Here is a 24,494-nt window from a genome sequence, read left to right as displayed (position 1 = left end):
GCTGAAGCATGACGTTCACGCCCGTCCGCCCCGTCATCGAGCATCTGTCCGTGACCACGGTGGACCTTGCCCGCGCCGTGCGTTTCTACGATGCGGTGCTGGCGCCCCTCGGTCTGGTGCGGGTGGCGGATTATGACGAGCCGGAGGGCGCCTCCGCCTGCTGGGGTCCGCCGGGCACCTTGCCGGCGCCTGAGGGTGTGCCGGGCGCGGCGCCCTTCTGGGTGCAGTTGCGCGACGGGCCGGTGACGCCGCCGCCGGGCACTCATATCGCCTTTTGTGCGACGGACCGGGCGGCGGTGGAGGCCTTCCATGCGGCGGGCCTCGCCCATGGGGGCGCGGACTACGGCGCGCCGGGCCTGCGGCCCCAATACGGACCCGGCTATTACGCCTCGTTCCTCATGGACCCGGACGGCTGGCGCATCGAGGCCTTGACCTACGTTTAGAAGCGGCAAAGCCATTTGCCGGCTGTGGGCCGGCGGCGGTCTGCCCTTTCAATGCTGGTAAACGCTCCGTTATCCTTCGCAAGTGATTCGCGGCGCGCCACAGAGAGGCTGCGGCAACCGCAGGGCAGGGGAAGGACACCGGGGCGAATGGCGGAGCGCATCCGGAGGAGCGGCGCGCGGCGCCCGGCGCGCGGGCGCAGGCAGGGGCCCGCCCCGGCGACGGGATGCGCGAACTTCTGCGTCGGCTCCCGCACCGCGCTGTTCGGCGGAGTTCTCCTCGCCACCACCGCCCTCGCCGGCACCCCGGCTTCCGCCGACGGCTGGACCATCGCCATGGGCGCCGCAGAGGCGCTGTGGCCGGTGATCGCCTTGTCGGCCTGCGCCGTCGCCGGCCTCGTCGCCTTGCGGTCCCGCCGGGTGGCCGCCGATCTCGGCGCGCGCATGGACAAGGCCGAGGCGGAGGCCCGCGATGCCGGCGCCGCCGCCGCCCGGGCCCGGGCGGAAGCCCATGCCGCGCGCATCCTCCTCACCGCCGGCGCGCCCGCCTTCATGGCCTGGAGCGGCCGCACCCTGCCGGTGGACGTGCACGGCGCGACGCCGGAAGCCTTCCGCGCCAGCCTTGGCGCCGCCTCCGTCGCCCTCGACCGGGCGCTGGAGCAGCTGCGGCGGGAAGACGGCACCCTCTCCCAGTTGGTGGAGACCCCGGCCGGTCCCGTGCGGCTGGAAGGCCGCAGCCTCGGCGGTGCGGGCGTTCTGCTTCTGCGTCCTGCCGATGCGGCGGAACTCTCCGGAAAAGCCGATACTGCCGACTTCGCCGAGGCGGAGCGGATGGCCCATGGCCTCGCCGCCGCGCTCGATGCGGCTGCTGCGCCGGCCTGGCTCCGGCGGCCGGACGGCACGCTGGTCTATGTGAATCCCGCCTTCGCCACCGCGGTGGGCGCGCCTTCAGCCGCGGAGGCCCGCACGGCTGGTCTCGATCTGCTCGACGCCCGCATCCGCAGCGCCGCTTTGACCGCCGAAGGCACGGCCGGCACGTTCCGCCAGCGGGTGAAAGCGGTGGCGAGCGGCCAGCGCCGGCAGATGGATGTGGTGGAGGTGGCCGGGCCCTTCGGCACCGCCGGCATCGCCATCGACGTGACCGGCGAGGATGTGGCGAAGGCCGAGACCGCCCGCACGGTGGCCGCCCACCAGCGCACGCTGGACCAGCTGACGACCGCCGTGGCCATCTTCGGCGCCGACGAGCGCCTCGTCTTCCACAATGCGGCCTATGAGCGCCTGTTCGATCTCGCCCCAGGCCTCCTCGACCAGCGCCCGCCGGAGAACGAAATTCTCGAAGACCTGCGCCGCCGCCGCAAGGTGCCCGAGCAGGCCGATTTCCGCGCGTGGCGCGCGCAACTACGCGAGGCCTACCGCGCCATCGAGCCGGTGAACGACTGGTGGCACCTGCCCGGCGGGCAGATGCTGCGCGTGGTCATCACCCCCAATGCCGAAGGCGGCATCACCTATCTGTTCGACGATCTGTCCGAGCATCTGGCACTGGAGAGCCGCTACAACAGCCTCATCCGCATCCAGGGCGAGACGCTGGACGGCCTCGCCGAGGCGGTGGCGGTGTTCGGCGCCGACGGGCGGCTCAACCTCTACAACGAAGCCTTCCTCGCGCTCTGGTCCCTCGACGCCCAGGCCATGGGCGACAAGCCCCATGTGGATGCGGTGGCGGCCATGTGTCGCCCGCTCTATGGCGAGACGGCCGCCTTCTCCCGCATCCGGCAGGCGGTGACGGCCATCGGCCCGCGCGAGGCCATGACCCTGCGCTTCGAGCGGCCGGACGGCCGGGTGCTCGACGGCGCCACCCAGCCCCTGCCGGACGGCGGCACCATGGTGACGTTCCGCGATGTCACCGACAGCGTGAAGGTGGAGCGGGCGCTGACCGAGCGCGCGGAGGCGCTGGAGGCGGCGGACAAACTGAAGAACGCCTTCGTCGGCCACGTCTCCTATCACCTGCGCACGCCCCTCAACACCTTGATGGGCTATGCCGATATGCTGCGTGAGGGCCTTGCCGGCCCGCTCAACGACCGCCAGCGCGACTATCTCGACCACATGCGCCAGTCCTCGGACCTGCTGCGCGCCCTCATCGACGATATCCTCGACCTCGCCACCATCGATGCCGGCGCCATGGAGCTGGACCTCGCCGAGGTGGACGTGCGCGAGCTGGTCCTCTCCGTCGCCGAGGCGGTGCGCGACAGCGTGGACGAGGCGCGGCTTTCCCTCGCCGTGAACATCGATCCCGCCGCCGGCGTCTTCGTCGCCGATGCGCGGCGGCTGCGGCAGATCCTGTTCAATCTCCTGTCCAACGCCATCGCCGTCTCGCCCGAGGGCGGCACCGTGACGCTCGGTGCCAACCGGCGCGACGGGGCGCTGGTGTTCACCGTCCGCGACGAGGGGCCGGGCGTGCCGGCGGAGGTCAAGGAGACGCTGTTCGACCGCTTCGAGAGCCGCAGCGCCGGCCCGCGCCATCGCGGGGTGGGCCTCGGCCTCGCCATCGTGCGCTCGTTCGTGAGCCTGCATGGCGGCTCGGTCACGGTGGGGCCGGCCTCCGCCACGCGCGGAACGCTTGCCACCTGCATCTTTCCGCTCGACGGCGAGCGCCGGCGGGAGGCTGCCGAATGAGCATCGTGCTGGAACGCCTCGAAGGACAGCCGGTGGCCTGCCGCGTGGTGCTGAAGGACCTCGCCGCCACCAGCCGCCTCGCCTCGCTGATCGCCAGCTGGTTCGGCGGCAAGGACACCATCACCCTCACCGGCGACCTCGGCGCCGGCAAGACGGAACTGGCCCGCGCGCTCATCCGCGCCTTCGCCGACGATGCTGGCGTGGACGTGCCCAGCCCCACCTTCCCGATCCTGATTTCCTACGACTTTCCCCGCGGCCGGGTGGTGCACGCCGACCTCTACCGCATCCAGGAGCCGGACGAGCTGGACGAGCTCGGCTGGGACGAGCTGCGCGAGAACGCGCTCCTCATGGTGGAATGGCCTGAGCGCGCCGAGGAGCGCCTGCCGGCCGACCGCCTCGACGTCGCGCTCTACCTCGCCGCCGGCACCCGGGACGCGGCCACGCTCGGCCCGGAGGCGCGCATCGCCATCGTCACCGGCTATGGCAGCTTCGGCCCGCGCCTCGACCGGCTGATGATCGCCCAGTCGCTCATCGAGCAGAGCGGCTTTGCCGAGGCGGCCCACCGCTTCCTGCAGGGCGACGCCTCCGCCCGTTCCTACAGCCGCCTCGTGCTCGGCGACCGCTCGGCCATCGTGATGAACGCGCCGCGCCAGCCGGACGGGCCGCCACTGAAGCGCGGCCTGCCCTACAGCCAGCTCGTCCATCTGGCGGAGGATGTGAAGCCGTTCGTCGCCATGGACCGGGCGCTGCTGGCGCAGGGCCTGTCCGCGCCGCTCATCTATTCGGCGGATCTGGAAGCCGGCATCCTCGTGCTGGAAGATCTTGGACCGGAATTCGTGGTGGCCGGCACCCCGCCCGCCCCGGTGCCGGAGCGCTATCGCCTCGCGGTGGAAGTGCTCGCCACCCTGCACAGCCGGCCGTTGCCGCGCACGCTGAACATCGCGCCGCGGGTCGAGCGGGCGCTGCCGTCCTACGACGTCGCCGCCATGCTCACCGAAATCGACCTGATGCTGGACTGGTACCTGCCGTCCCGCGGCATCCGGCTCGACGGGGTGGTGCGGGAGGAATTCCGCCTGCTGTGGCGCAGCGCGCTCAACCCCGCCATGGCCGAGCCGCCCACCTGGGTGCTGCGCGACTATCACTCGCCCAACCTCATCTGGCTGCCCCAGCGGGAGGGGCTGCGCCGCATCGGCCTCATCGATTTCCAGGACGCGGTGATGGGGCCGGCGGCCTACGACGTGGTGTCGCTGGCGCAGGATGCGCGGGTGGACGTGCCGGAGGAGCTGGAGCTCGAACTCGTGCGCCGCTACGTGGCGATGCGCCGCGAGGCGGACCCCACCTTCGATCCCCGCGGCTTTGCCCGCACCTACGCGCTCATGGGCGCCCAGCGGGCCAGCAAGATCCTCGGCATCTTTACCCGCCTCAACGATCGCGATGGCAAGCCGCATTATCTCCGGCACCTGCCGCGCATCCGGCGCTATCTCGCCCGCTGCCTCGCCCATGAGGAGCTGGGATCGCTGCGCATGTGGTATGAGGCGGTGCTGCCATCGAAGGACCTCTCCGCGTGACCGCTGCCCCCGACACGCTGCTTGACGAGCCCGCCGCCGGAATTGTCCGGATCGATACCGCCCGAATCGCCACCGCGATGGTGCTCGCTGCCGGCCTCGGCACGCGGATGCGCCCCCTCACCGACACCCGGCCCAAGCCGCTGGTGGAGGTGGAGGGCCGCCCGCTGGTGGACCATGTGCTGGACCGTGTCGCTGCCGCAGGCATTCCGCGCGCCATCGTCAATTTGCACCACCACGCCGACCTGCTGGAGGCGCACCTCAAGGCGCGCGCGGGCGCGCCCGACATCCTGCTCTCCGACGAGCGCGGGGTTCTGCTGGAGACCGGCGGCGGCGTGCGCAAGGCGCTGCCGCTGATCGGCGAGACGCCCTTCCTCGTCATCAATTCCGATACCATCTGGATCGAAGGCGCGCGTCCGAACCTCATGCGGCTCATGGAGCAGTTCGACCCGGAGCGCATGGACGCGCTGCTGTTGCTCGCCTCCGCCGCCCATTCCATCGGCTATGACGGCATGGGCGATTTCCAGATGGACAAGCTCGGCCATCTGGAGCGCCGGGGCGAGCGCACCATCGCCCCCTTCGTCTATGCCGGCGCCGCCATTCTCAAGCCGGAGCTGTTCGACGGCACGCCGGAAGGCGCCTTCTCGCTGAACCGCGTGTTCGACCGCGCGGGCGCGGCGGAGCGGCTCTACGGCTTGCGGCTCGACGGCATCTGGATGCATGTGGGCACGCCGGACGCCATCGCCTTGGCCGAGGACGCCATCGAGCGGTCGAGCGATTGAAGCCCCCTAAAGCCCGCGCGGCGTCTGAGCGGGGACCACGAGAAAGCCCGCGCGGCGTTTGAGCGAAGAGGCGCTCGCGCCTCGACAGGAGTGAAGCCGTGCCGCGCGTGCTGACCATTCCGCCTTCCGCGCCCTTCCTGCCGGTGCTCGCGCGCGCCTTGCTGGATGGCACGCTTGTGGAGGGTTTCGCGCCGCGTAACGATCCGCTCGCGCTGGCCGGCGCCACCGTCTTCCTGCCCACCCGCCGCGCCGGGCGGCTGTTCGCCGAGGCGCTGCTGGAAGCGTCCGGCGGAACGGCGCTGCTGCTGCCGCGCATTGTGCCCCTCGGCGACGTGGACGAGGATGCGCTCGCCTTCTCCGAGGATGCCCCGGTGCTCGCCGCGCCCCACGCCATCGCGCCGGTGCATCGCCGGCTGGTGCTGGCACGGCTCGTGGCGCACTGGCGCGATACGCTGTCCAAGGCGGTGGAGCGGGAGGCGGTCGCCGCCGGCACCGCTTCCACCTTCGCACTGGCCGATGCGCTGGGCTCCCTGTTCGACGATCTCACCACCGCCGGCCTCGGCGTCGAGCGGATGGATGGGCTCGTGCCGGACGAGCTGGATCGCTATTTCAAGGTGGGGCTGGATTTCGTGCGCATCGCCCGGCGCGCCTTCTCCGCCTATCTGGCAGAGGAAGGGCTGGTGGAGCCCGCTGCCCGCCGCGATGCGCTGGTGGATGCCGAGGCGCGCCGGCTGACGGCGCTGGGCACGGCGGCCGGCCCGGTGATCGCCGCCGGCTCCACCGGCTCCATGCCGGCCACCGCGCGCCTGCTGAAGGCCATTGCCAGCCTGCCCCACGGCGCCGTGGTGCTGCCGGGGCTGGACCTCGATCTCGATGTGCCGTCCTTCGATCGCCTTGCCGATCCCGTGCTCGGCGCGCCCGATCATCCGCAATACGGCCTCGCCCGTCTCCTCGGCACGCTCGGCGTAGAGCGGCGCGAGGTGATCCCGCTGGCACCGCCGGCCCCCTTCGGCCGCGAGCGGCTGATGGGCGAGGCCCTGCGGCAGGCCGAGACGACCGACCTCTGGGCCACCCTTCCCGAGCGTCTGCCCCCGGAAGGTCTCGCCGCCGCCATGGCTGGCATCAGCGTGGTGGAGGCGGACGATCCCCGCGCCGAGGCTTTGGCTGTGGCCCTCCTGCTGCGCGACAGCCTGGAGCGGCCGAGCGAGACGGCGGCCCTCGTCACCCCCGAGCGCGATCTCGCGCGGCGCGTGGCGGCAGAGATGGCGCGCTTCGGCGTGGCGTTGGACGATTCCGCCGGAACGCCGCTGGCCGATGCTCCCGCCGGGCGCCTCGCCGGCCTGCTGGTGACGGCGGCGGCCGAAGGGCTGGCGCCGGTGCCGCTGTTCGCGCTCCTCACCCACCCGCTGGCGCGCTTCGGCCTCGATGGGCAGGTAAAGGCGGACGCGGTGGGGGCGCTGGAACTGGCGGCCCTGCGCGGACCCCGCCCCGCCACCGGCATCGCGGGGCTGCGCGCGGCGTTGGACGCACACGATCCGGAAGGCTACCGCCGCTCCGATCCGCGCAGCCGCATCGATGGCACAGCGGTCGCGGCCGCGCGCGATCTGGTGCAGCGGCTGGAGGCGGCTCTCGGCCCGCTGCTGGCGCTGGGCGACCGGCACGGCGCCGTTCCCCTCGACGAACTCGTCGCCGCCCATCGCGCCGCAGTTGAGGCTACCGCCGGCCGTCTCGATCCCGAGGCCGAGGATGCGGCCGAGGCGGCGCTGGCCCGCACCTTCGACACGCTGGAGCGCGTGGCCGGCGACGGCCCGGCCCTCGACCTCTCATCCTATGCCGATGCGGCGGGCGCGCTCTTCTCCGACACCATGGTCCGCCCGCGCGCCGAGCCCCATGCGCGCATCCGCATTCTCGGCCCGCTGGAGGCGCGCCTCGTTCATGTGGACCGCATGGTGCTTGGTGGTTTGGTGGAGGGCTCCTGGCCGACCATTCCGGAGACCGACCCGTGGCTCAGCCGCCCCATGCGGGCGCAATTGGGGCTGGATCTGCCGGAGCGGCGCATCGGCCTTTCCGCCCACGATTTCGCGCAAGGCTTCGGCGCGCGCGAGCTGGTGCTGAGCTTCGCCGCCAAGGTCGGCGGCACACAGAGCGTCCCCTCGCGCTTCGTGCAGCGGCTGAAGACCGTGGCCGGGGAGGCCGAGTGGAACGCCGCCCGCGCGCGGGGCGCCCGCTTCGTCCGCGCCGCCCGAAGCCTCGACGAGGCGCCGGCCGTGCCCCGTGCGACCCGGCCCGCACCCGCGCCGCCACTGGAGCTTCGCCCGCGCCGGCTCTCGGTGACGGAGATCGAGACCTTCCTGCGCGATCCCTATTCCATCTATGCCCGCCATGTGCTCGGCCTGTCCCCGCTCGACGACCTCGACGCCCCGCCGGGCGGCGCGGAGCGCGGCAGTGCGCTGCACGAGGCGGTGGGCCGCTTCACGCAGGCGTTTCCCGATGAGCTGCCCCCCGACGCGCTGGTGCGGCTGATCGAGGAGGGCGCCCGCGCCTTCGCGCCGCTGAAGGCGTTCCCCGCCGAGCATGCTCTGTGGTGGGCGCGGTTCGAGCGGGCGGCGGCCTTCCTCGTCGCCTTCGAGCATGAGCGGCGCCTCCATCTGGACCGCATTGTCGCGGAGACGAAGGGCAGCCTCGACATTCCCCTCGCCGCCTCCACCTTCCGCCTCACCGGCCGCGCCGACCGCATCGAGATCAAGCGCGACGGGACGCTGGCCATCATCGACTACAAGACCGGCACCGCGCCGAGCGCGAAGCAGGCCGCCTCCCTCTCCCCGCAACTGCCGCTGGAAGCGGCTATGGCCCGTCGTGGCGGTTTCGAGGGAGTGCCGGGAGCGCCGGTGGAAGAGCTCACCTATGTGGAACTGAAGGGCGGGGCCGACGGTGGCGCGGAAAAGCCGGTGAAGGTGAAAGACCGCTCCACCCACGACCTCGCCGAGGATGCCCTCGCGGGCCTCGAAAGCCTGCTGAAGGCGTTCGAGAACGTGGCGCAGGGCTATCGCTCACTCGCCGCGCCGCAATGGTCCGGCCGCTATGGCGATTATGACCACCTCGCCCGCGTGCGCGAATGGGCGCTGGCCGGGGAGGAGGGCGAATGAGCGCCTCCGACACCAGCCCCGATCTGGCCCGCGACCCCAAGTCCGAGGCCACCCGCCGCCAGTCGGAGGCCTCCCACCCCGCCGTTTCTGCCTGGGTCTCGGCCAATGCCGGCTCGGGCAAGACGCATGTACTCGCCCGCCGGGTTATCCGCCTGCTGCTCGCCGGCACGCCGCCGGGGCGCATCCTGTGCCTCACCTATACCAAGGCGGCGGCGGCCAACATGGCCAACCGCGTGCTCGCCATCCTCGGCCGCTGGGCGCGCATGGACGATGGCGCGCTTGACTCCGCCATCGTCGAGACGGTGGGCGAGGCGCCGGATGAAGCTTTGCGCGCCCGCGCACGCCGGCTGTTCGCGGCGGCGCTGGAGACGCCGGGCGGGCTGAAGATCCAGACCATCCACGCCTTCTGCGGCGGCCTTTTGCACCGCTTCCCGTTCGAGGCGGACGTGGCGGCCGGCTTCCGCGAGCTGGACGAGGTGGCCCGCCGCGAGCTGATGGCGCGCATCCGCGCCGACCTCGTGGTGGCGGCGAGCCTTGCCCCCGCGTCTCCGGCCGGCGAGGCGCTGGCGCGGCTGACCGAGGAAATGTCCGACACCGGGCTGACCGGCCTCATCGAGGCGGCGGTGGCTCTGCGCGCGCGCATCTCGCCCCTGGGCGACACGCCCGCCGCCCGCCGCGCCGCCGTGGCGCGGGCGCTGGGGCTGCCGGCGGGACTGACCGTGGCGGACGTGGACGCCGAGATGCTGGCGAGCCCGCATCTGCCGCGCTCGGAATGGGAGAGCGTCGCGGCGACGCTCGCCACTTCCGACAAGGCCACCGACCGCAAGCGCGCCGACGACCTCGCCGCCGCTGCTGCCGCTGGGGACGACGCCTCGGCGCTCGCCGCCTATCGCGGCGTGTTCTTCGGCTCGGATGGTCCGCGCTCCGACAAGAACCTGCTCACCAAGGGCATGGGCACGCGCGAGCCGGACCTTCTCGCCCGCTTCACCGCCGAGCGCGACCGCCTCGCCGGCCTGGACGACCGCCTCAAGGCGGCCTGGACGCTGGAGCGCACCGGCGCGGCCCTCACCCTCGGCGCCGAGGCCTGCCGCCGCTACGAGGCGGAGAAGGCGGCGCGGGGCCTGCTGGATTTCGACGACCTCATCACCAAGGCCGCGGCCCTGCTCGCCGAGCAGCCGACCTTCGTGCAGTTCAAGCTCGACCAGGGCATCGACCACATCCTCGTGGACGAGGCGCAGGATACGAGCCCGGAGCAATGGAAGGTGGTGGAGGGCCTCGCCTCCGACTTCTTCTCCGGCGAAGGCGCGCGGGCGGGCGTGACGCGCACCATCTTCGTGGTCGGCGACGAGAAGCAGTCCATCTTCTCCTTCCAGGGGGCCGATCCGCGTGCCTTCGGCGCCATGCGCTCGACCTTCGAACGCAAGGTGGGGGCCGAGGGCTTCCGCCGCGTGGAGCTGCCTCATTCCTTCCGCTCGGCACCGGGTGTGCTGGAGGCGGTGGATGCCATCTTCAAGAGCGCGGTGGCCCATGCGGGGCTGACGCTGGATGGGGTGGGCCCCGTCCACGCCGCCATCCGCGCCGATGCGCCGGCCTTGGTGGAGATCTGGCCCACCACCGTGCCCGAGCCCCATCCCGAGCCGGACAATTGGCGCCGGCCGCTGGACGAGGTGCCCTCCGATGATCCGGTCAGCCGGCTCGCTGCGCGCATCGCCGGGTTCATCCAGGCGGGGATTGCGAACGGCCTCGCCATCCCCTCCCGCAACGGACGGCCCATGCGGGCCGGCGATGTGCTGGTGCTGGTGCGCCGGCGCGGGCGGGTGTTCGAGGCGGTCATCCGAGCATTGAAGGAACTGAAGGACCCGCGCGTGCAGGTGGCCGGCGCCGACCGGCTCGTGGTGCCGGAGCACATCGCCGCCCTCGATTTGATGGCGCTGGGCGACGCGTTGCTCTCGCCGCACGACGATCTCTCCCTCGCGTCCGTGCTCAAGAGCCCGCTGTTCGGCTTCACCGACGACGATCTCATGGCCCTGTGCCCGCAGCGCAAGGGCACGCTCGCCTCCGTCCTCGCCACCTCCGAGGACGCGCGCCACCGCGCCGCCGCCGCCCGCCTCGCCGGCTGGAAGGGCGAAGCGGAGGGGCTGCGGCCGTTCGATTTCTACGGCCGCGTCCTCGGCCGCGATGGCGGGCGGCGGGCCATGCTGGCGCGGCTCGGCCCCGAGGCGGCGGACGTGCTGGACGAGTTCATGGCGTTGGCCCGCACGTATGAGGGCGCCGAGCCGGCGAGCCTTGCCGGCTTCCTCGCCTTCCTCAGGCGCGGCGGGGCGGAGACCAAGCGCGACATGGAGAGCGGCCGCGACGAGGTGCGGGTGATGACCGCCCATGGCGCGAAAGGGCTGGAGGCGCCCCTCGTCATCCTCGCCGACACCGTGGACATGCCGCGCCCGCGCATCGCCGGCGGCCTGCTCACCTTGCCGGGGGAGGGGGTACCGGTGCTGGCACCGCGCAAGGCGGAAGACCCGGAGGTGCTCGCCACCGCTCGCGCTACAGCCGCCGCGCGCGAGCTGGAGGAATATCGCCGCCTGTTCTACGTCGCCCTCACCCGCGCCGAGGATGCGCTGGTGATCTGTGGCGCCGAGACCCGCGCGCCGGCCAAGGACAAGCCCCACGCCCGGCCCGAGGGCTGCTGGTACGACCTCGCCCGCGCGGCGCTGGAGCCGGACGCCGACGAGGGTGAGCCGCTGGGCTTCGAGGGCAAGGTGCTGCGCTGGCGCAAGGGGCCTGGGCTGAAGGTGGCAGAGGCGGGCGCGCCCGTGCCAGCGGCGGTCGAGGAGGCTGAGGCGCTATCGTTCCCCAATCCCCCGCCGCCCGAGCCCGCCTTGCGGCGCCTGCGGCCCTCCGGCATCGACGGCGCTGACCCCCGGCCCGAGCGACCGGCCATGCCGGCGCCGCTGCCCGAGAGTGCGCTGTCCCCCCCCGTGCGCGGCGATCTGGTCCACCGGCTGTTGGCCGGCCTGCCGGAGGTGGCGGCGGCCGAGCGGGAGGCGGTGGGCCTGCGCCTGCTGCGCCATGCGGCGGACGGGGTGGACGAGGCGGCGCACCGGGCGATTCTCGCCGAGGCGCTCGGCGTGCTCGGCCATGCGCCCCTCGCGGAGCTGTTCGGCGCCGGGAGCCGGGCCGAAGTGCCGGTGATCGGCCGTATCACGGGTGGGAGCGGGGAGGTGTTCGCCGTCAACGGCCGCATCGACCGGCTCGTCGTCCTGCCCGATTGCATCCTCGTGGCCGACTTCAAGACCGATCGGACGCCGCCAGGGGACCCTGCGGAGGCCGGCGAAAGCTATGTTTCCCAGCTTGCGGTCTATGGCGCCATTCTGTCGCAGGCGTTCGGCGGGCGGCCGGTGGAGGCACGGCTTGTTTATACGGCCGGGCCGCTGGTGGTGCCGCTCGCCGCCTCCCGGCTCGGTGCGGCGCTGGACCGGCTGGGGGTTCCGTCCCCGCCTTTCGCCTCCCTCGGCGTCAAGGGCGCGTGAACCCGCCTTGACGGGGAGGGGAGCGGCTACCTACGTTCTCCCCAACATCCAGTGGTTCTCCCCGTTCTGCCCTACGAGGTATGTCATGGCCGTCGAGAAAGTTTCCGATCAGAATTTCGATCAGGACGTGCTGAAGTCCAGCGCGCCGGTCATCGTCGATTTCTGGGCGGAGTGGTGCGGCCCCTGCCGCATGGTTGCCCCCATCCTGGAGGAAGTGTCCGGCGAGCTGGGCGAGAAGGTCCGCATCGTGAAGCTGAACGTGGACGAGAATCCGCAGACGGCATCCAAGTACGGCATCATGTCCATCCCCACCCTGCTCCTCTTCAAGGACGGCAAGATCGCCTCCCGTCAGGTGGGCGCCGCCCCCAAGGCGAAGCTGGTGCAGTGGATCAACGGCTCGATCTGAGCTTTTCCAGTCTCCGAATGCGAAAAAGCCCCCGTCACCGGGGGCTTTTTTGCGTTTGGGCCGGCGACACCAGCCTCAGCCGTGGCGTTCCAGCATCTTGCCGGAGGCGGCGACGCGCTCCACCGCGAAGGCGGAGGCAGGGCGCACCCGCCACGGGCGGTCGAGGCAGAGGCTGGCATCGTTGAGCCGGGCGGCCTCCGCCTGCGCCTCGCTTTCGTTGGCGAAGCGATGGGCCTCGCGCGGGAAGAAGGCGCCGCCGGGGATGATGACGGCCTCGCCTTCCTGAGTATCGATCCGGGTTTCGCTGCCGTCGAAGAAGATCCATCCGCACGGCGCACCCGGCACGGCGCGGGCGACCAGATGGGCGAGGGAGAGGGGAACGCGGCGGCGCGAAGGCTGCCAGCGCGGCATACGGAAACTGAACATCGGACCCGTTGTCCTCTATCGCCCCTGAGGTGTCTTCCCAGTGGAAATGCTCAAGAGGGCCGGACCGTTCCAACCTGCGACGCGATGAACGTTTACAGGATGTTGCCCAGTGCGAGGCTCAAGCCGTCGGAATCGTGCAGCCTCAATAGCTGACGGCGGCGAGATAGAGCCCCGCCGCGGGGGCCATCGGGCCGCAGCGCGTGCGGTCGGCGGCGGCGAGGGCGGCGGCGAGATCGTCCGCGCTCCAGCGGCCTTCCCCCACCCGCATCAGCGAGCCCACCATGGAGCGCACCTGATGGTGCAGGAAGGAGCGGGCCGAGGTGACGACCCGGATTTCGTCGCCGTGGCGGGATACGTCCAGCTGGTCCAGTGTCTTCACCGGCGAGGCGGCCTGGCACTCGGCGGCGCGGAAGGTGGAGAAATCGTGCTTGCCCAGCAGCCGCTGCGCCGCCGCGTGCATGGCCTCCGCATCGAGCTTCTGGGGAATGCGCCACGCCCGGTCGCGGTCCAGCGCGAGATCGGGGCGGCGGTTGACGATGCGGTAGAGATAGTGCCGCTTGGTGGCCGAGAAGCGGGCGTCGAAGCTGTCCGGCACCCGCTCGGCTGAGAGCACGGCCACCGGGTGGGGCCGAAGCTGGGCCGTCATGGCGTCGCGCACCGTGTCCGTGCGCCACTCCTTGGCAAGGTCCACATGGGCCACCTGCCCGGTGGCATGGACGCCGGCATCGGTGCGCCCGGCGCCCGCCACCGTCACCTTTTCCCCGCAGAAGCGCTGAAAAGCCTCGGCCAGCACGCCCTGCACGGTGGGCAGATCCGCCTGCATCTGCCAGCCGGCGAAGGGGGTGCCGTCATATTCGATGGTGAGCTTATATCTAGGCACTTCCGGCTAATTCCAACGGAGAGAACGCTCGTGGCACTTATTGAGAATTTTGTCAGGCAGGACAAAGAGCGGTTCAAAGTTCATGAGGCCATTGAGGCACACGTTTGCTCCTTCGAAGCCGAGGGTGGGCGGGTACTTCAAATCGACACCTATGGCCGTGGCACGAGAGCCAACCCGCACAAGATAAGCCAATCGGTGCAACTGGATCGCCGGAGCGCTGGACAGCTCTATGAAATTCTGAAGGCCGAATTCGGCTTCAAGTGAGCTGCGACCCAGGTGCGAGCTTGTTTCCCCTTAGGAAGGTTTCCGCCCCCATGGGCTGCTTGCCGGCCTTCTGCAGTTCCACGAGACGCACCGCGCCGGCCCCGCAGGCGATGGTGAGGCGGTTGTCTAATACCGTGCCGGGCGCTGCGGAACCCTCCACCAGCGTCGAGCGCAGCACCTTCACCCGCGCCTCCTCCGCTCCGAGGGGGAACCAGGCGCCGGGGAAGGGGGAGAGGCCGCGAATGCGGTCGTGCACCTCCTGGGCGGGCTTCGACCAGTCGATGCGGGTCTCGGCCTTCTCGATCTTGGCGGCATATTCCACGCCGGTCGCCGGCTGGGGCGTGAAGGCGAGGCCGCCGCGCTCCAACGCGGCCAGCGCCCGGCCCATGAGGTCGGCGCCGATCACCATCATCCGGTCGTGCAATTCGCCGGCGGTCATGTCCGGGCCGATCGGGATGCGCTCCACGAGGCCCACGGGGCCGGTGTCCAGCCCGGCCTCCATCTGCATCACCGCGACGCCCGTCTCCCTGTCGCCGGCCATGATGGCGCGCTGGATGGGCGCGGCCCCGCGCCAGCGCGGCAGCAGGGAGCCGTGCAGGTTCAGGCAGCCGAGGCGCGGCGCATCGAGGATGGCCTGCGGCAGGATGAGGCCATAGGCCACCACCACCGCCACGTCCGCCTCGTGGGCGCGGAAGGCGTCCGCCGCCTCCTCGCCCTTCAGGCTCTTGGGCGTGAACACCGGCAGGCCGAAACGCTCGGCCACCGCATGGACGGGGGAGGGGGTGAGGTCGAGCCCGCGCCGGCCGGCCGGGGCCGGGGCGCGTGTGTAGACCGCGACGACCTCATGGCCGCGCCCGACGATCTCCGAGAGGGTGGGGACGGCGAAATCCGGCGTGCCCATGAAGACGATGCGCATGAACCCTCGTGCCCCGTGATCTCCCGCCGCGGCGGGATCAGGCCTCGGCCTTGTGCTTCGCCTGCTTGGTGAACTTCTTGATGACGCGGTCGCGCTTCAGCTTGGAGATGTGATCGATGAAGAGCACGCCGTTGAGGTGGTCGATCTCGTGCTGCACGCAGGTGGCGAACAGGCCCTCTGCCTCCACCTCACGCGTCTTGCCCTCGATGTCCAGGAAGCGCACCGCCACCTTCGCCGGGCGCTCCACCTCCTCGTAATATTCGGGGATGGAGAGGCAGCCCTCGCTGTAGACGGAGGTCTCCTCCGAAGCGGCGATGATCTCCGGATTGATGAGGGCGATGGGCTTCTTGTTCTCGCCGTCGCGCGCGACATCGATGGTGATGACGCGGCGCTGCACACCCACCTGTATGGCCGCCAGCCCGATGCCGGGGGCGTCGTACATGGTCTCGAACATGTCCTCCACCAGCTTGCGCACCTCGCTGTCGATGGTCTCGACCGGGGTGGAAAGCGTGCGCAGCTTGGGCTCGGGGATGATGAGGATGGGCCGGATCGTCATTCGAGCGAGATAAGCGAAGCTGCCGCATAGGTCAACATGTTCGCCGTTTGTTCAAGGAAGAGAATCACGTAAGAAGAGAAGGTTCACGCAAGAGCAAGGCATGCCGGTTGTGCTGTTCACCTTCGGCGGACGGCCCTTCACCGTGGCCGAGGCCGCTGCGGTCGCCGCGGCGGTGCTGGCGCTGCTGCTGTTTCTGGTGCTGGTGAGCCTCGTGCGCCAGTCGCGGGCGCGCGCCGCCGTGGTCGCCGAGGAGGCGCTCCGGCGCGACGAGATGGACCGCCGCCTGCGCGAATTGGTCCGCGTCCAGTCCGAGACCGCCGGCCGCGTGCAGAGCATGACGGAGATCCTCGCCCAAAGGCAGAGCGAGCTCGCCCGCGCCGTCTCCGACCGCCTCGACCAGACCTCCCACCGGCTGGGGGAGACCCTCTCCACAGCCGCCCGCGCCACCCATGAGAGCCTGACCCGCATCGCCGAGCGCCTCGTGATGGTGGAGACGGCCGAGCGCACGCTCGGCGATCTTTCCGCGCAGGTGGTTTCGCTGCGCGAGACGCTGGCCAACAAGCAGGCGCGCGGCGCCTTCGGGCAGGCGCGGATGGAGGCCATCGTCGCCGACGGCCTGCCACGCGGCAGCTTCGCCTTCCAGTACACCCTCTCCAACGGCAAGCGGCCGGACTGCGCCATCTTCCTGCCGGGGGACCCGCGCCCGCTCCTCGTCGATTCCAAATTCCCGCTGGAAGCCGTCACCGCCTTTCGCGAGGCGCCATCCGCCGAGCACCGCAAGGCCGCCGGCCAGCGCCTGCGCAACGACCTTCTGAAGCACGTCTATGACGTGGCCGAGCGCTATTTCATCCCCGGCGAGACGCAAGACGTGGCGCTCATCTTCGTGCCGTCCGAATCCGTCTATGCCGAGATCAGCGAGCATTTCGACGGTGTGGTGCAGGAGGCCTACCGGTTGCGGGTGGTGCTGGTTTCGCCCTCCTTGCTGATGCTGGCCGTGCAGGTGGTACAGGCCATCGCCAAGGATGCCCGCATGCGCGAGGAGGCCGACCGCGTGCGTGCGGAGGTGGCCGCGCTGGTGGACGACGTGAGCCGCCTGCGCGAGCGGGTGGGCGACCTCGCCAAGCACTTTTCCCAGGTGGGCGACGACGTGCAGCGCGTCATCATCTCCGCCGACAAGATCGCCCGGCGGGGGCTCCGGCTGGAGCAGCTGGATTTCGACACCCCCGGCCCGGCGCCCTCCGCTCCGCCCGAGTGAGAGGGCTTCATGCCGAAGCACCGCATCTACACCCAGCTTCGCCAGCGTTTACCCGCTCTATGTCGCCAAGGCGGAACGGAAGGGGTGCACCAAGGCGGAGGTGGACGCGGTCATCCGCTGGCTGACCGGATATTCCGACGTGGCGCTCGGCGCCCTCCTCGCCGGAAAGACCGATTTCGAGACCTTCTTCGCCGAGGCGCTCGCGCCGAACCCGGCCCGCGCGCTCATCACCGGGATGGTCTGCGGCGTGCGGGTGGAGGAGGTCGTCGAGCCGACCATGCGCGAGATAAGGTATCTGGATAAGTTGATCGACGAGCTGGCGCGGGGGCGGCCGCTGGAGAAGATCCTGCGCAAGGGCTGAGCCCTGTTGATGTGGCCCCTGTCGGGGCTGCGGCATCTTGCGCCGCGCCGCCCAAGGCGGGATGCTGGAGGCCGAAATGAATCACGCGCCGGTTGTGGCGCGCCCGTGACCCTTAAGGACGAAATGCCCGAACTGCCCGAGGTGGAAACTGTCCGCCGCGGCCTGATGCCCGTCTTGCAGGGCGCCGTGATCGAAAGCGCCGAGGCGCGCCGCCCGGACCTGCGCTGGCCGCTGCCTGAGAATTTCGCCGAACGCCTCGCCGGCCGCCGCGTGGAGGCCATCGGCCGCCGCGCCAAATATCTGCTCGCCGATCTGGACGGCGGCGAGGTGATGATCCTGCACCTCGGCATGTCCGGCTCCATCCGGGTCGAGGGCACGGAAACCCGCCGGCCCGGCGCCTTCCATTATCCGCGCGCCGCGGCCGGCCCCCACGACCATGTGGTGCTGCACCTCGCCGGCGGCACCACCGTCACCTTCAACGATCCGCGCCGCTTCGGTGCGATCCTGATCGTTCCCTACGACCGGCTGGAGAGCCATCCGCTCCTCGCCGGGCTCGGCCCGGAGCCGCTGGGCAACGCCTTCCATGCGGACTATCTCGCTTCAGCGTTCGCCCGCCGCAATACCGCGCTGAAGGCCGCGCTGCTCGACCAGAAGCTGGTGGCGGGGCTGGGCAACATCTATGTCTGCGAGGCTCTGTTCCGCGCCGGTCTCTCGCCGCGTCGTCTGGCCCACACCATCGTCACCAAGGACGGCAAGCCCACGCCACGGGTGGAGCGTCTCGTCACCGCCATTCGCGACGTGCTGCGCGAGGCCATCCAGGCGGGTGGCTCCTCGCTGCGCGACCACAAGCAGGTGAGCGGCGAACTCGGCTATTTCCAGCACACGTTCCGCGTCTACGGCCGCGAGGGCGAGCCCTGCCGGACCCGGCATTGCAAGGGCATCGTCCAGCGCATCGTGCAAGCCGGGCGCTCCACCTTCTATTGCCCGGTCTGCCAGAGATAGCGCAGCTCCGCACGGCCGCTGTGCGAGGCTGCCACTTCGCATCAAAGCCGGGACACGCTAGAGCACGTCACCCGTGCGCGCGAAGCGCCGCCGAGGCTATCGACCGGTGTCACGCCGGCTGAGGAGGAGATAGGGATGGCTTACGAGACGATCCTGTTGGAGGTGGACGAGCGGGTCGGCATCATCCGGCTGAACCGCCCGCAGGCGCTCAACGCGCTCAACGCCCAGCTCATCAACGAGCTGAACGCCGCCCTCGACGTGCTCGAGGCCGACCGCGCCATCGGCTGCATCATCCTCACCGGCTCGGAGAAGGCGTTCGCCGCCGGCGCCGACATCAAGGCGATGCAGAACTTCACCTATCCCGACACGTATCTCGACGACTACATCACCTCCTGGGAGCGCCTCTCGCGCACCCGCAAGCCGGTGATCGCGGCGGTAGCCGGCTTCGCCCTCGGCGGCGGCTGCGAGCTCGCGATGATGTGCGACTTCATCCTCGCCGCCGACACCGCGAAATTCGGCCAGCCGGAGATCAAGCTCGGCGTCATGCCCGGCTCGGGCGGCACCCAGCGCCTCACCCGCTTCATCGGCAAGTCCAAGGCCATGGAAATGTGTCTCACCGGCCGGCTGATGGATGCCGTGGAAGCCGAGCGCTCCGGCCTCGTCTCCCGCATCATCCCCGCCGCCGAGCTGATGACCGAGGCACTGAAGGTGGCGAAGGTGATCGCCGGCATGTCGCTGCCCGTGGCCATGCAGACCAAGGAGGCGGTGAACCGCTCCTACGAGACCTCCCTCGCCGAGGGCATCCGCTTCGAGCGCCGGGTGTTCCAGTCCCAGTTCGGCCTCGCCCACCAGCAGGAAGGCATGAGTGCCTTCATCGAAAAGCGCCCGCCCGACTTCAAGGCCTGACGGCAAGGCGGGTGCTGCCCAGCCGGCCGCACCCGCCTTCCCCATCTTTCCGAGGAAGAGCGCAAAGAGCGTGTTGACAAGCAAGCCGCCCCCCCTCTATGTGTCGCGCTCCCAGCCGGCCACAACCGGACGGGGCCCAGGTGGCGGAATTGGTAGACGCGCTGGTTTCAGGTACCAGTGGTGAAAGCCGTGGAGGTTCGAGTCCTCTCCTGGGCACCATTCATTTTCTAAGCTCCTGAAAATCAACGATTTTTAGCGCTAGCGCCCGCACCGGGGCGTGGGGTACGGGCGCTTTTGTTCCGCGTCCGTTTCGGCAGCAGCAGTTGGGCCGCCTCTTGGGCAAGGCGCTTCTGGCTCGCCGCCTTGGTGTAGTGGACAGCCATCTTCCCAGTGTTCCAGCCGAACAGGGCCATCAGTTCGCGCTCGCTGGCGCCGTTCTCGGCGGCGCGCGTCGCCCCCGCCTTCCGCAGCCCATGCGCCGAACCGGGCACCTTGGCCTTGACGCAGGCCTTCTTGAACCAGTTGCCGAAGCTCTCCTTGGCGAAGGGCGTGCCCCGCTCGGTGATGAGGAAGGTCAAGTCGCCTGTTGTGGTGGCTGCGATGGATCGCGCCAGGGGCTCAAGCACGGGAAGGCTTACCACCTCCCCCGTCTTCTCGGTGCGGATCGTGATAACGCCATCGCGGACGTGCTGGCGGCCGAGCTTCGCCGCGTCTCCGCGCCGCAGCCCCGTATAGAGCAGAATGTCGAGAGCGAGCCTCTCCCGCGTCCCGAGGGGCCAAGCCTCTTCGAAGCGCGCAACCTCCTCTTCCGTCCAAGTGTGGAAGCCCTCGGCGTCGTTGGCGCCCTTGAGGAGCTTCACGCCCAGAGCGGGATTGACCTTGACCAACCCGCCGTCGCCGGCCGCCCAGCCGAACAGTCCGCGCATGGCCTTGAGGTAGTTGTTCGCGGCATGCGGCGTCTTCGCCCGCTTTTCCCGGCCGCCGATGATTGTGCGCTGGGTCACCTGCGACAGCATCTTGTCGCCCGCCGCCTCCGTGATCTGGTGGAAGATGTTCTCACGTGCGCGTCGCGTTGCCGGCGACAGGCCCGCCCAAGCCGAACTGGCCATGTAGCGTTTGATCGCCCATTCGATAGAACCCGCCTGCGGGCCTTTACCCGCGCGGGGCGTGGGTTCCGCCGCGAGCGCCGCGCGGTACTCCTCATAGAAGGCAGGCGTTCCGAACTCGGCGCGGATACGGACGCGCGGCCCGTGTTTCCGCCGGACGTAATAGACAACCTGTCCGTGGCGCGTGCGCTCGCGATGAAGGGATGGGGGAAGAGGCCGCGGCATGGGTTACCCTCAGAACTCGGGCAGCTCGGGAAGATCCTCGGAAGGCTCCTCATCGGAAGAGGTGGCGGGCATGGACGAAGCCGTTCCGACTGGCATGATCATGAAGACGCCCTTCTCGACGCGTACCACCACACGATCGAGCACGCCGGCATCCTTGCAGGCGCGGAGGGTCCGGCTGAGGTCGGATTGGACGAAGTTGGACGGCGTGCGCGCCATGGCCTCAGCCCTTCCCACGCTTTTTGGCCCGGGCCGCGCGAGCGCGCTCGGCGCGCGCTTTGAAGTTCTCCTCCCAGTCCCACAGGACAATGCGGCAGGGGAAACCGAAGCGCATCGAGCGCACGGCGTTCTCGGGCGGAAATTGCAGAGTGCCGGCCGCCGCCTCCGCATCCAGCTTGCGCTGAAGCCTCATTGCGGATGCGCTCGGCGGGCGCTTTGACCAGCCGCCGTTTCCCACCCAGGAAGCGCACCCCACTGCGATATGGCGGATCGGGAGATCATCCATGTCAGCGTGCCTTCTTCACGGTTTCCAGCGCCTTGCGCTCGATCACCAGCGGGCTCGTGCGCCCGCCGCAGCCGCCCTTGGTGGCGGGGAGGAGACCCTTGCGAACCATGCGGCTCACTGTGCGCTCGGAGACGCCGAGCGCGTGGGCGATTTGCTTCGCCGTCTTGAGGGGGCGCACGACCGAAGACATCACTGCTTCACCTTGCCCGCAACCAGCGCGCCGATGCGCAAGATTGCCCGGCTGGTGAACTCACGCGTGAAGCTCATATCGCCGGGAAACGAGTGCTCGGTTTCACTGCTCCAATTCTTCAGGGCATCCAACCCCTCACCCGGATCGAATTCCGAGAATAGTTCGCTGGGAATGCTCGAATAGGAGAGCGTTTCATGCCTGCCACCGACGAAGATATCGATACGCGCCTGAGGAAGAGGTCCCAGGATCGTGACTCGGATATTCCAGACCTTTACGCTGCCATCGGTAGAGGACAGGGTGGCGTTGATCGCCGATTGCAACGATCCTTGGCCGGCACAATCCAACAGCATGGTGAGTGCGTCGGCGAAGGTGTGGCTGGCAGGCAAGTCATCGAAAACTGAGAGCAGGGAAGTTTCCTGTCCCCGCTCCCTGGAACGATAGACAAGGGGGATCAACCCCATGGCCAGCGTCCGCTCTGCTGCCGTCTTAGCCTCGTCCGAAGCCGCCACGGCCAGCAGAAGAAGCGCAGCATCGCGCGGGCTCATCTGCGCGGCGCTGGGGCCACGCCCGCCCTTGGTCACGAGCCCTGCCTCGCGGAGATGGCGGTAATAGGTGGAGATCGTCACCAGCGGATAGCCGAGCACCGCCGCGACAGCCGCAACCAAATCTCCGGGGGAAGCCATAAGAAGATCCTCTTTGAACCTCCATTAGATATCATAGCCAATGGGAGCCGAAAACCCCATTGGAAATAAAATCCAATAGGCCGAGAGTTTCCTCACCGCGGCTGGATCCGTGTTGAGATGCACCAGTGCGATCCGGGCTTCCGGCCGGTGGCTTTGGCGATCTGTGCGCGAGTGGCTTCATGGGCTTTGAGCCTCGCCGGGCGGGTGTCATCCATCCAGCGATGGAAGGCCAATTCTTCCTGTAGGAGGTCCACCGCGTCCTGATCCGCGGCGATATCGAGGATGTCGCCGCCGCCGGGGTCGCTGTCTTCATCGTCGTCGGGACCGGCATCGACGAAGCCTTTCCCATACCGCTCGGGGGCCGTGTGCTCCTCGTCCTCGGTATGCGCGGTGAAGCGCCCGATATGCTGCTGCCGAGCGCCCTCGATCCAGGAGCCGAGTTCGGCTTCATCAGTGAAGGTCGGGCACAGGCCATTACCCCCGCGCGCTTCGCGCCAGCCGAGGGAGGGTTCATCGTCATTGTCCGGCTCAAGGTCCGGATCGAGGTCCAGCTCGTCGAGGAGGTCCACAAGGGTTTCGATGGCGGCGACGACGCGGGCGCGGAAACGTGTCGTCTCCACCATCTCGAAGGTGCGAGGCGAGGCGCTACGCATGGCGAGCCTCCGCGAAGGCGCGGATGGTCTTGAGGATCGCGGGCATCTCCTCATCGGATGGCCCGTCCTCGCCGAACCCCATGGGCGAGCCGAGATGATCGATGTAGGCGAGCAAGCCCGCTCTGGTCGTGGGGACGGTTGCAAGGAAGTAATGCAAGGCCTCGCCCTCCCGGAGGGAGGCCTTTTTTACCTGATCGGTCAACCCGCCTTGGCAGCAGACTTGCTCGACGGCGCGCCAAAGCTGAGAGTGCAACGCGATCGCAGCGAAGACCGGATCCGGCTCGGCCGCGACCCAAATGCCAAGGGGCATTCCAACCAGCCCAGTTGCGACGCTCTTGAGGACCGGGCGGCGAGAGACGCACTTCTCCTGTTCGCGAACATGGGTGCCCATGCGCGTGCTCCTGTGGTACGAATGATAACGACGCTCTAAAAATGGAGCGTTGATATTAGAACGTCAAGCTAAAATGAGAGCGGTGCTCTAAAATGCTGGCTGTCCAATGCAAGATGGCGCGCGTTGCGCTGGGTCTCGGCATCCGTGAATTGGCCGAGATTGCAAAGGTTGCCCCGGCGACCGTCTCTCGCCTCGAAGCCGGTGAAGAGCTGAAGCCCCGCACCGTCGAGGCCATCCAGCACGCTCTCGAAGCTGCTGGCGTCGAGTTCATCCCGGAGAATGGCGGCGGGCCGGGAGTGCGGTTAAGGAACAAGTTGAGCTTGGAGTAAAATATATTTAGCTCATATGGGCACAAAAAACCCCGCCAGAGCGGGGCTTTTAATCATTCTCGGACCTTGTGCATCATGCGTGCAGTCGTGACACATCGCGCGACACTCGATCTGACTCGAAAGACAGGCGCGATTTAATCATTTCATTGATCTGCCGGCTCGACTCTACGATGCGAAGCCGCTTCTTTAGTTCATCGAAGCCGAAATGGCTTAGCAGATCCACAAACGCAGCATTCACGAACGATGAAGTGGCACTCTGAATATGGTAAAATGATACCGTGATTGTCGTGCCGCTCTTCAGCTCGTCCAACAGCATGTTGTGAAGCACGGCGCCCTGCTCAGCAGTGTCGGCCGACGGCAAAAAATCGACAACTCGGATTACCATTCCAAATCCTCCGGGCCGTCCTCTATCTGCTCGATCGTGTCAGTTCTAAGGCAAATGTCAATCGTGGTGCCGGGGCAGAAACCGACGCCACCATGGACATGGCAGCCTTGCTGAGAGAATACAACATAGGAACTCTGCGAAAATATGGTGACCCTGCCGCCGTTCCTCCTCACCGCCGTCTCAAGCAAAATATCAAGCCCCGCCCCTCGATTGCGGGGCGAACTGAGAGAAGAAAAGCCCGGCTCAACAGCCTTTAGAATAGCTTGAACGTCAGTCAGGTTTGGCGCCCTCCTAGCCACAGTAGATGGAATTCCGGGGCCAAAATCCGCAACGGCAATCCTTATTTCATTCTTATTTGGATAATGTTGAACGAAAATACTGCCCGTATTAGGAATAGAATGATCATTAATATTATTGAATAATTCAGAGATACACACTTGAAACATAGATAGAGAACTTTGCGTCATCCCGAGGCAGCTGCTCAGCCAGGGGATCAATTCCATCCGAAGCCAGCTATGAATCCGATCGTGGTCGATCCTTTGGAGAGGCTGCGTTGTGCGACGGGGGCACGCTTCCACCCTTAGCCGAGAGCCGCAATGCTGTTCGAAAAATAGGGAATCATCGAGATATATAATAGATTGGTTTCTGTTATCAATATTGATAAAGCGTGGATTGCAGCCGCGAGATACCAGCCAGTATCCAATATTGCTTAGAAATGTCACTCCAGCAGGCTCGATAAACGACAGAGAGCTCATGTCGAAATCCAATGTCGGAGGCAAGTTACCCCCGCATTGGCTCAAAACTTCTGCCAAAACCTTAGGGAGAGTGTAGTCGCATAATCTGTACGGTATTCTGATAATCGGGGTCGCAGGCGCGGGCATTTTTTGTAAGGCCAGTCTCGTTTGAATCGATTTCAACACACAACCTG

The 24,494-nt window shown here is 68.5% G+C and carries 25 protein-coding genes, 1 tRNA gene and 1 pseudogene; 14 read left to right on the top strand and 13 right to left on the bottom strand.

The genetic code is table 11. The annotated features are described in order from the left end of the window. Positions 1 to 8 precede the first annotated feature (8 nt). The 7 genes from D7006_RS22655 (at position 9) to trxA (ending at position 12,536) form a co-directional block, all read left to right on the top strand. Entirely contained in the window at positions 9 to 443 is a 435-nt protein-coding gene (locus D7006_RS22655) for a VOC family protein (protein ID WP_237354656.1), read from the top strand. Between the two features lie 147 nt (positions 444 to 590). Beyond that, a complete protein-coding gene (locus tag D7006_RS22650; protein WP_237354655.1) occupies positions 591 to 3,110 on the top strand; it encodes a PAS domain-containing sensor histidine kinase in 2,520 nt (839 codons plus the stop codon). After that, the gene (gene tsaE, locus D7006_RS22645) at positions 3,107 to 4,678 is read left to right on the top strand and encodes a tRNA (adenosine(37)-N6)-threonylcarbamoyltransferase complex ATPase subunit type 1 TsaE (RefSeq protein ID WP_169121964.1); all 1,572 of its coding nucleotides are present in this window, start codon (positions 3,107 to 3,109) and stop codon (positions 4,676 to 4,678) included. The genes D7006_RS22650 and tsaE overlap by 4 nt, the downstream gene beginning before the upstream one ends. 77 nt (positions 4,679 to 4,755) lie before the next feature. After that, the gene (locus tag D7006_RS22640) at positions 4,756 to 5,457 is read left to right on the top strand and encodes a nucleotidyltransferase family protein (RefSeq protein WP_237356977.1); all 702 of its coding nucleotides are present in this window, start codon (positions 4,756 to 4,758) and stop codon (positions 5,455 to 5,457) included. A gap of 98 nt (positions 5,458 to 5,555) precedes the next feature. Next, a complete protein-coding gene (gene addB / locus D7006_RS22635; RefSeq protein ID WP_237354654.1) occupies positions 5,556 to 8,603 on the top strand; it encodes a double-strand break repair protein AddB in 3,048 nt (1,015 codons plus the stop codon). Continuing rightward, a complete protein-coding gene (gene addA / locus D7006_RS22630; protein ID WP_237354653.1) occupies positions 8,600 to 12,130 on the top strand; it encodes a double-strand break repair helicase AddA in 3,531 nt (1,176 codons plus the stop codon). The genes addB and addA overlap by 4 nt, the downstream gene beginning before the upstream one ends. A gap of 85 nt (positions 12,131 to 12,215) precedes the next feature. After that, positions 12,216 to 12,536: a thioredoxin gene (gene trxA, locus D7006_RS22625; protein ID WP_024276966.1), complete on the top strand. Its 321-nt coding sequence runs from the start codon at positions 12,216 to 12,218 to the stop codon at positions 12,534 to 12,536. Between the two features lie 75 nt (positions 12,537 to 12,611). Here trxA and D7006_RS22620 read toward each other — a convergent pair whose 3' ends face one another. Next, positions 12,612 to 12,962 carry a hypothetical protein gene (locus D7006_RS22620; RefSeq protein WP_169121961.1) on the bottom strand — a complete coding sequence of 117 codons (351 nt, stop codon included), beginning with the start codon at positions 12,960 to 12,962 and terminating at the stop codon, positions 12,612 to 12,614. A gap of 142 nt (positions 12,963 to 13,104) precedes the next feature. After that, on the bottom strand, positions 13,105 to 13,842 hold the full coding sequence (truA, locus tag D7006_RS22615) for a tRNA pseudouridine(38-40) synthase TruA (protein WP_237354652.1): 738 nt from the start codon (positions 13,840 to 13,842) through the stop codon (positions 13,105 to 13,107). Between the two features lie 30 nt (positions 13,843 to 13,872). Between truA and D7006_RS22610 the strand changes: the two genes are divergently transcribed. Beyond that, a complete protein-coding gene (locus tag D7006_RS22610; RefSeq protein WP_169121959.1) occupies positions 13,873 to 14,106 on the top strand; it encodes a methionyl-tRNA formyltransferase in 234 nt (77 codons plus the stop codon). On the opposite strand, the gene fmt is transcribed toward D7006_RS22610, so the two are convergent. Continuing rightward, positions 14,099 to 15,022 (bottom strand): methionyl-tRNA formyltransferase, encoded by a 924-nt coding sequence (gene fmt / locus D7006_RS22605; RefSeq protein WP_237354651.1) that lies wholly within the window; start codon positions 15,020 to 15,022, stop codon positions 14,099 to 14,101. The genes D7006_RS22610 and fmt overlap by 8 nt on opposite strands. Positions 15,023 to 15,059: 37 nt before the next feature. Further along, positions 15,060 to 15,578: a peptide deformylase gene (def, locus tag D7006_RS22600; protein ID WP_229643429.1), complete on the bottom strand. Its 519-nt coding sequence runs from the start codon at positions 15,576 to 15,578 to the stop codon at positions 15,060 to 15,062. 100 nt (positions 15,579 to 15,678) lie between these two features. Here def and D7006_RS22595 point away from each other — a divergent pair, with 100 nt between their 5' ends. The 5 genes and pseudogenes from D7006_RS22595 (at position 15,679) to D7006_RS22575 (ending at position 19,321) form a co-directional block, all read left to right on the top strand. Further along, on the top strand, positions 15,679 to 16,833 hold the full coding sequence (locus D7006_RS22595; RefSeq protein WP_169121956.1) for a DNA recombination protein RmuC: 1,155 nt from the start codon (positions 15,679 to 15,681) through the stop codon (positions 16,831 to 16,833). A gap of 9 nt (positions 16,834 to 16,842) precedes the next feature. Further along, a pseudogene (locus D7006_RS22590) lies at positions 16,843 to 17,194 on the top strand (DUF2200 domain-containing protein). Between the two features lie 123 nt (positions 17,195 to 17,317). After that, entirely contained in the window at positions 17,318 to 18,196 is an 879-nt protein-coding gene (mutM, locus tag D7006_RS22585; protein WP_169122220.1) for a bifunctional DNA-formamidopyrimidine glycosylase/DNA-(apurinic or apyrimidinic site) lyase, read from the top strand. A 135-nt stretch (positions 18,197 to 18,331) separates the two neighbouring features. Beyond that, the gene (locus tag D7006_RS22580) at positions 18,332 to 19,102 is read left to right on the top strand and encodes an enoyl-CoA hydratase (protein ID WP_169121954.1); all 771 of its coding nucleotides are present in this window, start codon (positions 18,332 to 18,334) and stop codon (positions 19,100 to 19,102) included. Between the two features lie 134 nt (positions 19,103 to 19,236). Beyond that, positions 19,237 to 19,321 (top strand) — tRNA-Leu (locus D7006_RS22575). Positions 19,322 to 19,344: 23 nt separating this feature from the next. On the opposite strand, the gene D7006_RS22570 is transcribed toward D7006_RS22575, so the two are convergent. The 7 genes from D7006_RS22570 to D7006_RS22540 form a co-directional block, all read right to left on the bottom strand. Continuing rightward, entirely contained in the window at positions 19,345 to 20,433 is a 1,089-nt protein-coding gene (locus tag D7006_RS22570; RefSeq protein WP_237354650.1) for a tyrosine-type recombinase/integrase, read from the bottom strand. 9 nt (positions 20,434 to 20,442) lie between these two features. After that, the gene (locus D7006_RS22565) at positions 20,443 to 20,649 is read right to left on the bottom strand and encodes a hypothetical protein (RefSeq protein WP_237354649.1); all 207 of its coding nucleotides are present in this window, start codon (positions 20,647 to 20,649) and stop codon (positions 20,443 to 20,445) included. Between the two features lie 4 nt (positions 20,650 to 20,653). Further along, positions 20,654 to 20,935 (bottom strand): hypothetical protein, encoded by a 282-nt coding sequence (locus tag D7006_RS22560; protein WP_237354648.1) that lies wholly within the window; start codon positions 20,933 to 20,935, stop codon positions 20,654 to 20,656. A gap of 1 nt (position 20,936) precedes the next feature. Then, complete coding sequence (locus D7006_RS22555) at positions 20,937 to 21,125, bottom strand: helix-turn-helix domain-containing protein (protein WP_237354647.1); 189 nt, start codon at positions 21,123 to 21,125, stop codon at positions 20,937 to 20,939. Further along, on the bottom strand, positions 21,125 to 21,808 hold the full coding sequence (locus D7006_RS22550; RefSeq protein ID WP_237354646.1) for a hypothetical protein: 684 nt from the start codon (positions 21,806 to 21,808) through the stop codon (positions 21,125 to 21,127). The genes D7006_RS22555 and D7006_RS22550 overlap by 1 nt, the downstream gene beginning before the upstream one ends. Before the next feature lie 92 nt (positions 21,809 to 21,900). Continuing rightward, complete coding sequence (locus D7006_RS22545) at positions 21,901 to 22,461, bottom strand: hypothetical protein (protein ID WP_237354645.1); 561 nt, start codon at positions 22,459 to 22,461, stop codon at positions 21,901 to 21,903. Continuing rightward, complete coding sequence (locus D7006_RS22540; protein ID WP_237354644.1) at positions 22,454 to 22,852, bottom strand: hypothetical protein; 399 nt, start codon at positions 22,850 to 22,852, stop codon at positions 22,454 to 22,456. Before D7006_RS22540 ends, D7006_RS22545 begins: the two co-directional genes overlap by 8 nt. A gap of 92 nt (positions 22,853 to 22,944) precedes the next feature. On the opposite strand from D7006_RS22540, the gene D7006_RS22535 reads away from it, so the two are divergent. Next, positions 22,945 to 23,181 carry a helix-turn-helix transcriptional regulator gene (locus tag D7006_RS22535; RefSeq protein WP_237354643.1) on the top strand — a complete coding sequence of 79 codons (237 nt, stop codon included), beginning with the start codon at positions 22,945 to 22,947 and terminating at the stop codon, positions 23,179 to 23,181. A 73-nt stretch (positions 23,182 to 23,254) separates the two neighbouring features. Here D7006_RS22535 and D7006_RS22530 read toward each other — a convergent pair whose 3' ends face one another. Together D7006_RS22530 and D7006_RS22525 are read right to left on the bottom strand one after the other, a co-directional pair. Further along, the gene (locus D7006_RS22530) at positions 23,255 to 23,566 is read right to left on the bottom strand and encodes an STAS-like domain-containing protein (RefSeq protein WP_237354642.1); all 312 of its coding nucleotides are present in this window, start codon (positions 23,564 to 23,566) and stop codon (positions 23,255 to 23,257) included. Next, positions 23,560 to 24,321, bottom strand: a complete 762-nt coding sequence (locus tag D7006_RS22525; RefSeq protein ID WP_237354641.1) for an ATP-binding protein — start codon at positions 24,319 to 24,321, stop codon at positions 23,560 to 23,562. The genes D7006_RS22530 and D7006_RS22525 overlap by 7 nt, the downstream gene beginning before the upstream one ends. Positions 24,322 to 24,494 lie beyond the last annotated feature (173 nt).

It is taken from the genome of Xanthobacter sp. YC-JY1 (genome assembly GCF_021730305.1).
In the GTDB taxonomy this organism is placed as follows: Bacteria; Pseudomonadota; Alphaproteobacteria; order Rhizobiales; family Xanthobacteraceae; genus Xanthobacter; species Xanthobacter flavus.
The sequence above is the reverse complement of the archived record's forward strand: the minus strand, read 5'-3'. Positions and strand labels throughout refer to the sequence as shown.